Origin of the sequence: Roseibium algicola (genome assembly GCF_001999245.1) — a bacterium.
Lineage (GTDB): Bacteria > Pseudomonadota > Alphaproteobacteria > Rhizobiales > Stappiaceae > Roseibium > Roseibium algicola.
Map to the genome: position 1 here is coordinate 207,108 of NZ_CP019631.1, position 10,998 is coordinate 218,105.

At 60.1% G+C, this 10,998-nt stretch carries 11 protein-coding genes; 7 read left to right on the top strand and 4 right to left on the bottom strand.

Translation table 11 applies throughout. The features are described from left to right. Positions 1 to 2: 2 nt before the first annotated feature. From B0E33_RS29250 to B0E33_RS29265, 4 genes are read right to left on the bottom strand one after another with little or no spacing between them, the layout of a single operon-like run. Positions 3 to 1,940, bottom strand: coding sequence for a nitric oxide reductase activation protein NorD (locus B0E33_RS29250; RefSeq protein WP_077294192.1), 1,938 nt, complete (start codon positions 1,938 to 1,940; stop codon positions 3 to 5). A 10-nt stretch (positions 1,941 to 1,950) separates the two neighbouring features. After that, a complete protein-coding gene (locus tag B0E33_RS29255) occupies positions 1,951 to 2,766 on the bottom strand; it encodes a CbbQ/NirQ/NorQ/GpvN family protein (protein ID WP_077294195.1) in 816 nt (271 codons plus the stop codon). Next, positions 2,766 to 4,136, bottom strand: a complete 1,371-nt coding sequence (locus B0E33_RS29260) for a cbb3-type cytochrome c oxidase subunit I (protein WP_075281799.1) — start codon at positions 4,134 to 4,136, stop codon at positions 2,766 to 2,768. The genes B0E33_RS29255 and B0E33_RS29260 overlap by 1 nt, the downstream gene beginning before the upstream one ends. A gap of 24 nt (positions 4,137 to 4,160) precedes the next feature. After that, positions 4,161 to 4,613 (bottom strand): c-type cytochrome, encoded by a 453-nt coding sequence (locus B0E33_RS29265; RefSeq protein WP_023001477.1) that lies wholly within the window; start codon positions 4,611 to 4,613, stop codon positions 4,161 to 4,163. 409 nt (positions 4,614 to 5,022) lie between these two features. Between B0E33_RS29265 and B0E33_RS29270 the strand changes: the two genes are divergently transcribed. The 7 genes from B0E33_RS29270 to ahbB (B0E33_RS29300) all read left to right on the top strand — a co-directional run bounded on the left by B0E33_RS29270 (position 5,023) and on the right by ahbB (B0E33_RS29300) (position 10,997). Then, the gene (locus tag B0E33_RS29270) at positions 5,023 to 6,738 is read left to right on the top strand and encodes a nitrite reductase (protein WP_023001476.1); all 1,716 of its coding nucleotides are present in this window, start codon (positions 5,023 to 5,025) and stop codon (positions 6,736 to 6,738) included. A gap of 70 nt (positions 6,739 to 6,808) precedes the next feature. After that, positions 6,809 to 7,612 carry a uroporphyrinogen-III C-methyltransferase gene (gene cobA / locus B0E33_RS29275; protein ID WP_077294198.1) on the top strand — a complete coding sequence of 268 codons (804 nt, stop codon included), beginning with the start codon at positions 6,809 to 6,811 and terminating at the stop codon, positions 7,610 to 7,612. Beyond that, complete coding sequence (locus B0E33_RS29280) at positions 7,605 to 7,922, top strand: c-type cytochrome (RefSeq protein ID WP_077294201.1); 318 nt, start codon at positions 7,605 to 7,607, stop codon at positions 7,920 to 7,922. Before cobA ends, B0E33_RS29280 begins: the two co-directional genes overlap by 8 nt. Then, a complete protein-coding gene (locus tag B0E33_RS29285) occupies positions 7,919 to 9,067 on the top strand; it encodes a cytochrome D1 domain-containing protein (RefSeq protein WP_077294204.1) in 1,149 nt (382 codons plus the stop codon). Before B0E33_RS29280 ends, B0E33_RS29285 begins: the two co-directional genes overlap by 4 nt. A 3-nt stretch (positions 9,068 to 9,070) precedes the next feature. Continuing rightward, a complete protein-coding gene (gene ahbB, locus B0E33_RS29290) occupies positions 9,071 to 10,060 on the top strand; it encodes a siroheme decarboxylase subunit beta (protein WP_077294207.1) in 990 nt (329 codons plus the stop codon). Then, complete coding sequence (locus B0E33_RS29295; protein ID WP_077294210.1) at positions 10,057 to 10,512, top strand: Lrp/AsnC family transcriptional regulator; 456 nt, start codon at positions 10,057 to 10,059, stop codon at positions 10,510 to 10,512. The genes ahbB (B0E33_RS29290) and B0E33_RS29295 overlap by 4 nt, the downstream gene beginning before the upstream one ends. Next, positions 10,509 to 10,997, top strand: a complete 489-nt coding sequence (ahbB, locus tag B0E33_RS29300; protein WP_077294213.1) for a siroheme decarboxylase subunit beta — start codon at positions 10,509 to 10,511, stop codon at positions 10,995 to 10,997. Before B0E33_RS29295 ends, ahbB (B0E33_RS29300) begins: the two co-directional genes overlap by 4 nt. The last annotated feature ends 1 nt before the right edge of the window (position 10,998 follow it).

The window sequence follows — 10,998 nt, forward strand, 5'->3', positions numbered from 1 at the left end:
CTCTAGCCTCCGACAATCTGGCGGTAGATCTGCGGCAAGGCCTGTGTCAGCCGATCGGGATGCGGGATAACGGCAAAGCCGCCTTGACCAAACAACCGCGGAAACCAGGACTTGGCCGACTTGTCGATGGTGACGCCAAAGACGGATTGGCCTGCCCGCCGGGCTTCCCGAACTGCCATCCTGGTGTCTTCGATGCCGTGCCGCCCCTCGTAGTGATCGAGATCGTTCGGCTTGCCGTCCGTGATCACCAGAAGAAGCTTGCGCTTGCGCGACTGCGCTGCCAGATCGGCGGATACATGACGAATGGCTGCGCCCAGACGGGTGTAGAAGCCGGGACGCAGCGTTCCGATCCTCTGTTCGACAAGGGCACTCATCGGTTCATGGAACCCCTTGCAGGACTGCAGGTACACCCGCTGCCGTTTCAGGGATGAAAACGCAGTGATGGCGAAATCATCGCCGCAGGCGTTCAGACCCAAGGCCAAAGCTGTCAGGGCTTCCCGTTCGATATCGATCACGGCGCGTCCGGTGACGGCGCTCTCGGTCGAGCGGGAAACGTCGAGCAGGATGGAAACCGCGAGATCACGCGCTTCCGGACGGGTCTGCAGCCAGATTCGTTCCGAGCCGGTGCCGCCTGCAATCCGTTCGGCTTCAGAGCGCACGGCTGCATCAAGATCCAGTCCGTCGCCTTCCAGGTGTCCACGTGTTGTCACCCGGCCCGGGCGGAGGGCCTCGAACTGCTTCTTCACCGAGCGGATGCGCCGTTTGGCCTTCTCATCCATGCCGGCAGATCCCTTTTCAGGATCCGCTTCCGCGGTGCTGGTCAAAACGCAGACGTGGTCTGCCAGATAGCGGCCGCTGCGCGTGTCCCATTCCGGGTAGAGATGCCGTCCGGACAGTCTTTCGCGGTCCACATCCTCCGGGGCGAGATCAAGATGCAGCTTCAGACGGGTTGCCGGTGCCTTGGAGATTTGCCCAAGGCCGATCTCGTCCTGATCGTCTGCCGCTTTCTTGGCGCTGTCGTGGTCGTCGTCATCGACACGCCGATTGAGATTGAGAAACTCCGCCCAACTCAGAATGGCTTCAAACTTGTGCAGGATCAGGCTGTCCCTGCGTTCCGCCTGATCTGCCTTGCGTCTGCGGGCGCGCACGGTCTTGCCGGTTGCTTCCTCGGGTGGGCCGTCTGTCTCGCGGCTGTCGACTTCGTCTCCCGCTGAAAACACGACCTCCCTGAGATCCGGCCAAAGCGGCACAGGCCGGAAAGGGCGGTACCCGCGCGGGGCAGTTATTTCCTCGAACGAATTCCGGTCAACCCGCTCCTGAAGTTCCAGGACATCGCGGGGAGGAAGTGCGGGGTCTCCCAGCATTTGACGCACAAGCCTGTCGACCCTTGCTTCCATGTCTGGCAGCGGGGCCTGAGGTCTTGCTGCCAGCACCTGCTGGCAGAGTGCGCTGTAAAGATTCCGCAAGCCGGGAGCGTGTTCGAGCGTGTCTCGAACCATCGCGGAAATCGCCCTGAGCGCTTGAAGATCGGCGCGGAGCGGATCCGTTTCGCCGATATGGGTTGGTGCATGGGCCGCAAGTGCCGTCAGCCAGACATAGAGCGCTGCATTTGCCTCCCGCAGTGGGAACACCGCAAGACTGGCCGGCAATCTCAGGATTTCGCCGTCGAAGCTGGTCCGTGTCACGGTTTCGGCTTCCGTGCCGAGCCGCCTCAGAAATCCGAGGCGATGGCGGGAAACCTCCTGGGCGACCGGACGGAGCTCGACACTGTGAGCTCCGCCCAATCCCCGGAAAAGGACAGCAAGCCGCCCGCCGACCTCATCGAGGCCGACCGCGGCTCCATGATGCACCTCGGGTGCACCCAGGCGGCTTGCAAACGCGTGCCACAGTTTCCCGACAGTTTCCTCGGGTTCCCATGGCTCGATGTCGATCTTGCCCATCGGTCTGGCCTCACCCAAACACGGCCGTGACAAGATCAAGGAGCCCGCGTTTCACGTCTTCATCATCGGTCAGCGGTTCGATCATTGCAGCTTCGATCGCCCGTCCGACAGGCATGCCCTGGGCAATCAGCGTTGCCGCATAGACGACCAGACGGGTCGACACGCCTTCTTCGAGATCCTGGCCTTTCAGCGCCCTGAGTTTCCCGGCCAGACGTACCAGCGAGGCGGTCCGGCCGTGATCAAGGCCGCTTTCCTCGCAAACCACTTCCGTTTCCAGATCCGCCGGCGGGAAATCGAATTCAAGTGACAGGAACCGCTGGCGGGTGGATGGTTTCAGGGTCTTCAGGATGTTCTGGTAACCGGGGTTGTAGGATGCGACGAGCATGAAGCCGGGTGCGGCCATCAGCTCTTCTCCGGTTCTGTCGATCGGCAGGGTCCTGCGATCATCCGTGAGGGGATGAAGGACGACCGTCACATCCTTGCGCGCTTCCACAACCTCGTCGAGATAGCAGATTGCGCCTTCCCTGACGGCCCGTGTCAGCGGTCCGTCCACCCAGACCGTCTCGCCGCCCTTGAGAAGATACCGGCCGATCAGATCGGCGGCGGCAAGGTCGTCATGACAGGCGACCGTGTAGAGCTTGCGGCCGAGCCTTGCTGCCATATGGGCGACGAACCGGGTCTTGCCGCAGCCGGTCGGCCCTTTCAGCAGAACCGGCAGGCCGTTCCGGTGCGCGGCTTCGAAGACATCGCATTCGTCGCCTTGCGAGAGGTAGAAGGGGGCAGATGCCGCCCCCTTTTCCATGGAGACTGTAGCGTCCATATCCATCACTCCGCAGGGGCGCCGGCTGCTTCACCGGGCTGGATGACTTCGCGGCGTGGCATTGCAACTGCGTAGATGAACAGGATGGCGCCGAGGACGAAGGCAGCACCGGCCCCGAAGCGCATCCAGTAGAACACGGCCAGCTGGTCCTGAACGTCCATGTAGTATTCGCCCATGACACGCTGCAGGTGGGTTTGCACCGTTCCGGCGAACGTCAGCACGAAGGTCATGAAGGACATGCCACCGGCCATCAGCCAGAAGGACGCCATGTTGAGCACCTGGTTGTAGGGATCCCGGCCGCGCAGAAGCGGCATGGCGTAGGTGATGATCGCCAGGTTCAGGGAAACATAGGCACCGAAGAAGGCCAGGTGTCCGTGGGCAGCGGTGATCTGCGTGCCGTGGGTGTAGTAGTTCACGCCATGCAGGGTGTGCAGGAAGCCCCAGACACCGGCACCGAAGAAGGCGAGCGTTGCGCAACCGAGCGACCACAGCAGCGCAGCCTTGTTGGGGTGGTCCCGCCGGCCCTTCCAGACCATCACGAAGGCAAAGGCCATCATGGCGAAGAAGGGGATCACCTCCAGCGAGGAGAAGATCGAGCCGATCCACTGCCAGTATCCGGGTGTTCCGATCCAGTAGTAATGGTGGCCGGTGCCCAGGATGCCGGAGAACAGTGCGGCGGCAACGATGACGTAGAGCCATTTCTCGATGACTTCGCGGTCGACGCCGGTCAGCTTCAGCATCAGGTAGGCGAGGACCGAGGCCATGATCAGTTCCCAGACACCTTCCACCCACAGGTGCACGACGTTCCACCAGTACTGCTTGTCGAGCGAGAGGTTGCTTGGATTGTAGAAGCTGAACAGGAACAGGAGCGCCAGGCCCCACAGGCCCAGAAGCAGGATGTTGGTGATCGCGGTCTTCTTGCCCTTCAGCACTGTCATGGTGATGTTGAACAGGAAGATGAGGGCGGCAACAACGATGCCCACCTTGACCCATTTGGGCTGTTCGATGAACTCGCGGCCTTCCTTGCCCAGCAGCCAGTTGCCTTCAAACAGGTTGAAGACATAGGTGAGAACCACACCCAATGTGCCGACCACCAGAATGATAAGCTGCAGATAGGCCAGCTTGGTGGAATGGATTTCCCGTTCCGCTTCTTCCGGGATCAGGAAGTAGGCGGAGCCCATGAAGCCGAGCAGCAGCCAGACGATCAGGCTGTTTGTGTGCAGCATCCGCACGATGTTGAAGGGAAGCAGCTCCGACAGAAAGTTCGGCGCCACATAGATGTAGCCGGCGAGCAACCCGCCCAGAACCTGGACGGCGAACAGGCCGAGCGCCACGGCGAAATACGCCAGCGCAACCTTTTGAGATTGGTATTTCATCTTGGGTTTCCTCAGCGTTCAAAATCAGCCGGCGTCGTTCGGCGGCCAGTCCTGGGCGTCGATCTTGTCTGTCCAGATCAGGAAGTTCGAGAGATCTCGGATCTCTTCGTCCGTCAGGTGGAACTGCGGCATCTGTCGGCGGCCTTCGATGCCGGAAGGCTGGGATTCCATCCAGCCCTTGAGGGTCTCGAATGCCAGGTCAGGATCGTCCAGCACACCCCAACGGGTCATCACGTTGCCGACTTCGGGGGCGAAATACGCACCCTCGCCGAGGATCGTGTGACAGTTGATGCAGGCCTTGTCCTCCCAGACCCGTTTGCCTGCGGCAACGCTTTCGGTCAGCGTTTCCGCATTCGTCGATGTGCTGGTGATGTAAAGGTGGCTGTGCGCCGACAGCCCCACAAAGATGATGATGAAAAAAAGCGACCCGCCATAGAATATGTTTCGGGCCATGCTTTTGGTCATGACTTCGCGCATAGCGCGCTCCTTTCCCCGGAGTTGATCCTGCCGGGAGGGTGCCAGCGCGCAGCCGCATTTCCTTAACCAAAGTCAAGTGGACCGGAAAGCGGTGCCGAAGACAGTGAAATTCATTGCAATGGGATCGACGCGTTCGCCGATATTGCCGTGAAGTGCATGCTCCCCTGCGACAATTGTGTCGTTTTGCGGGCGGCGAACTCGTAATTATATCAATAAAGACAAATGCTTAGGATGGTCGTGTCTTGCCGGTTTTCCCGCCGGACATGGCTGAACAAACCTGCCTGAAAATTTCAAGTTAACGAAAGTCAAGGAAGCAGACCCTGCCTGCGCGCACCGTCCGATTGCCTCACCAGTCGAACGGAGACTAATCATGATCTCGACACGAGCCATTCGGAGAAATGCGCTGCTGATGAGTGTGGCTTTCACACTCGGATTGTCGGCAGTCGGCGTTTCTGCCCAAGACAAGCCGGCGGACCACGGCAGTGGTCCTTCAGCTGCCTATGAGCCTAGCATGTCAACTCTCGGCCAGCTGAAGGTCGAGATTCCGGGGCGCAAGGAAGGCGATCCCGTGATGACGCCTGAAGAATATCAGAATGCAAACCAGATCTATTTCGAACGCTGCGCCGGTTGCCACGGCGTGCTGCGCAAGGGCGCGACCGGCAAGCCGCTGACCACGGATATCACCCGAGAAAACGGCTACGAGTATCTGCGCGACTTCATCACCTACGGATCGCCCGCCGGCATGCCGAACTGGGGGACCTCGGGTGAATTGACCGAGGAACAGGTCGACATGATGGCGCGTTATATCCTGCTGGAACCGGCGTCACCGCCAGAGTTCGGCATGGACGAAATGCGCAAGAGCTGGAAGGTGCTGGTTGCACCGGAAGACCGCCCGAAAGAAAAGTTGAACGATATCGACATCGACAACCTCTTCTCGGTCACCCTGCGCGACAGTGGCCAGGTCGCCCTGATCGACGGTGAAACCTATGCCATCCATGCGGTGATCAACACCGGTTACGCGGTTCACATTTCGCGTATTTCCGCCTCCGGCCGCTATCTTTACGTGATCGGGCGCGATGCGCTTGTGAACATGATCGACCTTTGGATGGAAGAACCGGCAACAGTGGCGCAGATCAAGGTCGGCACCGAAGCCCGCTCCATCGAAACATCGAAAATGAAGGGATGGGAAGACAAGTATGCGATCGCCGGTTCTTACTGGCCGCCGCAATATGTGATCATGGATGGCGACACGCTGGAGCCGCTCAAGATCAAGTCGACCCGTGGCATGGTCTACGACGACCAGACCTATCATCCCGAGCCGCGCGTCGCCTCCATCGTGGCATCGCACTACAATCCGGAATTCATCGTCAACGTGAAGGAAACCGGCAAGATCCTGCTGGTCGACTACTCGGACATCAAGAACCTGAAGACGACCGAGATCGAAGCCGAACGCTTCCTGCATGATGGCGGGTTCGACAGCACCAAGCGTTACTTCCTCGTGGCTGCCAATGCCCGCGGCAAGGTCGCGGTCGTCGACACCAAGGAAGGCAAGCTGACTGCCTTGCTTGAAACGGGTGGTCAGACACCTCATCCGGGGCGTGGTGCCAACCTGATCCATCCGAAATACGGACCGGTCTGGGTGACTTCGCACCTCGGCGACGAAACCGTCGCCCTGATCGGGACGGATCCGGAAGGCCATCCGGACAGTGCCTGGAAGGTCGTGCAGACCCTCTATGGTCTCGGTGGGGGCTCGCTCTTCGTCAAGTCCCATCCGAAGTCGAACCATCTCTACGTGGATGCACCCTTGAACCCGGACGCGGAAGTCTCGGGCGCGATCGCTGTGTTCAACGTCGACGACCTGACCCAGGAAGAACCTGAATACAAGGTTCTGCCGATTGTCGAATGGGCGGATGTCGGCGAAGGCCAGCCGCGTGTCGTTCAGGGTGAGTTCGACCAGGCGGGCGAGGAAATCTGGTTCTCCGTCTGGAACGCCAAGGACAAGGAAAGCGCGATCGTCGTCGTTGACGACAAGACGCTCGAGCTGAAGCACGTCATCAAGGACGAACGGCTGATCACTCCGACCGGCAAGTTCAACGTCTTCAACACGCGCGCCGACGTCTACTGACGTCCCGCCGGGAGAGGCGGAATTCCGCCTCTCCCGTTTCTTTCTTCCATGCCGCCTGCAGGAGCAAACGATGAAACAGTCAGGGAAGGTCTATCTGATCGGTGCGGGACCCGGAGACCCGGAGCTTCTGACGCTCAAGGCCCTGCGAATGCTCCAGGAAGCGGATGCGGTCGTTTTCGATCGTCTGGTTTCACCTGAAATCCTGTCGTTGGCTCCGTCCGGTGCGCTGCAGGTGCCTGTTGGAAAATCGCCCGACAATCATCCCGTTCCTCAGGAGAGGATCAACGAGATCCTTGAAGAACTGGCGCTGGAAGGCTTGACCGTCGCCCGCCTGAAAGGCGGCGATCCACTGATCTTCGGTCGCGGTTCGGAAGAAGCCGAACATCTTTTGTCACGCGGCATCGCGGTCGAATATGCGCCCGGCATTACCGCTGCCCAGGGGGCTGCCTGCGTAACAGGTGTGCCGCTCACCCATCGTGGTCTGGCAACTGGCGTCCGCTATGTGACTGGACACCGGCAGGCAAACGGCGTTCTCGACCTCGATTGGAAAAGTCTCGCCTGCGAGGACACCACGCTCGTCGTCTACATGGGGGTTGCCAACATCGGGCAGATTGCCCTGCGCCTGATTGCCGAAGGACTGAGCGGGACAACCCCTGTACTTGCCATCGCCAACGCGACGACACCGCGTGAAACCAGGCTCTATTCCGAACTCGACAGGATCGCGATCGATATCCGCGACGCCAGGTTCAAGGCACCTGTGCTGTTTGTTGTTGGCAAGGTCGTGACCCTGAGTGCCGAATGGCCGGCAACAACCTTTGACGCCATGCTCAGTGCCGTGGACAGCGGCACAGCCGGAAGGCTGGTCCATGCTTAAGACGCTGCTCACCATTGCCTTTTGTCTTCTGGCCATCACAAGCCTCGCGCTTGCCGAGGAACAGGAAGCGCCTGCGGCATTGGTCAACCTGGTGCGACAGGACTGCGGCTCGTGTCACGGCATGACACTGAAAGGTGGCCTTGGACCGGACATCCGGCCGGATGCCCTCGGTCATTACGACATCGACACCCTGTCCACGGTGGTTCTGGACGGCATCCCGAAAACGGCAATGCCTCCCTGGCGTCCGATCCTGAGCGAGGCCGACGCGAGGAAAATTGCCGAATATCTTTTGAAGGGAGACACGAAATGAAGTGGCTATATGGAGCCGTTCTGGCAGCCATCTTGACCGGCACTGTCCAGGCGCAGTCGGTCGTTGCCACCGGCGATCTCGGTCTTGTGGTTGAACGGGCGAGCGGGTCTCTGTTGCTGGTCGATCAGTCCGACCGTGCATCCCTGGCACGGATAGAAGGGCTTGGCGACCTTTCCCATGCAAGCCTGGTCTATTCACCGGACGAACGTTTCGCCTATGTCTTCGGCCGCGATGGCGGCCTTTCCAAGGTCGACCTTGTCGAGAAACGGGTAGCCAAGCGGGTGATTCAATCCGGAAACGCCATCGGCGGAGCCATCTCGGACGACGGCTCACTGGTCGCGGTTTCCAACTATGAGCCTGGCGGTGTGCGTATCTTCGACGCTCAGACGCTGGAGATGGTTGCAGATATTCCGACCGGGTCGAAGACAATCGGTCTTGTCGATGCGCCCGGCAAACGCTTTGTCTTCACTTTGTGGGATGCAGGCGAAACCTGGATCGCGGACCTCAATTCGGAGGAGCCGAAGATCACCAGAATTACCGGCATGGGCACCAACCCCTATGACGCCCTGATCACCGGTGACGGCCGTCTCTACATCACAGGCCTGTTTGGCGAAGACGGATTGACCGCGCTCGACCTGTGGCAGGAAAATCCCGAACCAATTCGCGTTTTGCCCGGATATGGCCGCGGGGAAGCGGAGTTGCCGGTCTACAAGATGCCCCATCTGGAAGGTTGGGCACGTGCCGGCCAGGAGTTTGTCCTGCCTGCCGTCGGGCACCACGAGGTTCTGTGGGTCGATGGTGAAACGCTCGCCGAAACCGGACGCACCAGTACCCATGGTCAGCCGGTCTTTGCCATGGCGCGGCCTGATGGCCGCCAGGTCTGGGTAAACTTCGCACATCCGCTCAATGACACCATCCAGGTGATCGATACGGTCACAAAGCAGGTCGTTCACGAATTCAAACCCGGCCCTGCCGTACTGCACATGGAATTCACGCCACGCGGTAACGAGGTCTGGGTTTCCGTGCGCGATGCCGGCAAGGTCATGATCTACGACACCCGGACCTTCGAGAAGACAGGCGAAATCGACGCCGAAAGCCCATCCGGCATCTTCTTTACAGCCCGGGCACACAGGACGGGGTTGTGAGCCATGACAAGCCTCATCGATCCCATTGACCTGACCCTGCTCGACAACTGGCAACGGGACTTCCCGTTGGTGCCGAGACCTTTCGAGATCATTGCAGCGGGAACGAACTGCTCCGAAGGTGACGTTATCGGGCGGCTGCAGGATATGGCTGCGAACGGCCGGATCACCCGCGTTGGTGCCACCTGTGCACCCAACACGGTTTCGGCAAGCACATTGGCGGCCATGTCGGTGCCACACGATCGCATCGAGGCCGTTGCCGGGATCGTCGGTGCTCAGCCGGGTATTAATCATTCCTATTTACGGGAGAATTACCGGAACCTCTGGTTCGTTGCTACCGGCCCGGACCGGGAGCATGTCAACGGGGTTCTGGACACCATCCGGGACCAGACGCAGCTTGCCGTACTGGATCTCCCGATCATCCGTCCGTTCAATATAGACCTAGGCTTCAGCTTGAACGGCGGCCTGGGCCGGCCACCAGTGCCCCGGCCGGTCCGGTTGGAGCGACTGCAGGAGGGAGACGATGACCTCCTGCAGGCTCTGACCACAGGACTACCGATCATACAGCGTCCCTACCTGCGTATCGCAGAACACCTCGGCCGAACAGAAGAGGACGTTCTGGAACGGATTGGAAGGCTGCTTGAAGCCGGTATCATTTCCCGCTTCGGCGTGATTGTACGTCATCGCGCCCTTGGTTGGCGCGCGAATGCCATGGTTGTCTGGGATATCGAACCGGAAAGGATCGCCTCGGCGGGCCCGGCGCTTGCTGCGCATCCGGGGGTGACCCTGTGTTACGAACGCAGGCCCGTGGCAGGCGTGTGGCCCTATCGGCTTTACTGCATGATTCACGGCCGGAGCCGGTCGCAGGCACTGGATGTTCTCATTCAGGCATCGCGCCTGCCGGAAGTGGCGGGCGTCAGACACGACGTTCTCTTTTCCACCCGTTGCTTCAAGCAGACCGGGGCGCTGATCTCTCGTCAGGGAGTTGCGGCATGACCCGGAAACTGTCTCCTCTTGAGCGGACCTTGATCAATCGTCTGCAGGACGATCTGCCGCTGGTTCCGCATCCCTTTCAGGAATTGGCGCAGGAACTGGGCCTGAGTGAAGAAGAGGTTGCCGGGCACATCCGGACCTTGCGCGACGACGGCCTGCTGACACGGTTCGGACCCTTCTTCGATGCGGAAGCCCTTGGCGGTGCCTTTTGCCTTTGCGCCATGGCGGTACCGCCAGCGCGTTTCGAAGACGTCTTAACCAAAGTCAATGCCTACCCCGAAGTCGCCCATAACTATGAACGGGACCACAAGCTCAACATGTGGTTCGTCCTGGCAACGGAAAGTCAGGCCGCAATTTCGGCAACTGCCGAAGCAATCGAACGCGACACAGGCTTGCCGGTGCTGCTGTTTCCGAAGGAACGCGAGTTTTTCATAGGCTTTCGGGTGAACGCATGACCTTGACCCCACAGGACCGAACGATCGTCGAAGCCACACAGGCCGGATTGCCTCTGGTCACCAGACCCTTTGCCGTGGTTGCGGAAAGCCTGGGACTGAGCGAAGCGGAGCTGATCGACCGCCTGAAGCAGCTGAAGGCGCAAGGTGTCATCCGGCGTATCGGGGCCGCCCCAAATCATTACCGGCTCGGCATGACAGCCAACGGAATGACCGTCTGGGATGTCGATGACGCAGTGGTCGACAGTCTTGGCGAAAAGGTCGGCGCCCTGCCGTTCGTCACGCATTGTTACCGCCGTCCGCGGGCACTGCCCGACTGGCCTTACAACCTCTTTGCCATGGTTCATGGAGAAACCCGCGAGGAAGTTATTGCAAAGCGGGTGGAGATTTCCAGTTTGCTGGGCAAGGCCTGCCGTTCCGGCGACATCCTGTTTTCAACGCGCATCCTGAAAAAGACCGGTATGCGCCTTCGCGGCAAGGAGGGCTGAA

Bases quoted from the DNA above. Each gene is read 5' to 3' on its own strand.
- ahbB (WP_077294213.1), top strand. From the start codon at position 10,509: ATGACCTTGACCCCACAGGACCGAACGATCGTCGAAGCCACACAGGCC.
- B0E33_RS29280 (WP_077294201.1), top strand. From the start codon at position 7,605: ATGCTTAAGACGCTGCTCACCATTGCCTTTTGTCTTCTGGCCATCACA.
- ahbB (WP_077294207.1), top strand. From the start codon at position 9,071: ATGACAAGCCTCATCGATCCCATTGACCTGACCCTGCTCGACAACTGG.
- cobA (WP_077294198.1), top strand. From the start codon at position 6,809: ATGAAACAGTCAGGGAAGGTCTATCTGATCGGTGCGGGACCCGGAGAC.
- B0E33_RS29260 (WP_075281799.1), bottom strand. From the start codon at position 4,136: ATGAAATACCAATCTCAAAAGGTTGCGCTGGCGTATTTCGCCGTGGCG.
- B0E33_RS29285 (WP_077294204.1), top strand. From the start codon at position 7,919: ATGAAGTGGCTATATGGAGCCGTTCTGGCAGCCATCTTGACCGGCACT.
- B0E33_RS29250 (WP_077294192.1), bottom strand. From the start codon at position 1,940: ATGGGCAAGATCGACATCGAGCCATGGGAACCCGAGGAAACTGTCGGG.
- B0E33_RS29255 (WP_077294195.1), bottom strand. From the start codon at position 2,766: ATGGATATGGACGCTACAGTCTCCATGGAAAAGGGGGCGGCATCTGCC.
- B0E33_RS29295 (WP_077294210.1), top strand. From the start codon at position 10,057: ATGACCCGGAAACTGTCTCCTCTTGAGCGGACCTTGATCAATCGTCTG.
- B0E33_RS29265 (WP_023001477.1), bottom strand. From the start codon at position 4,613: ATGCGCGAAGTCATGACCAAAAGCATGGCCCGAAACATATTCTATGGC.
- B0E33_RS29270 (WP_023001476.1), top strand. From the start codon at position 5,023: ATGAGTGTGGCTTTCACACTCGGATTGTCGGCAGTCGGCGTTTCTGCC.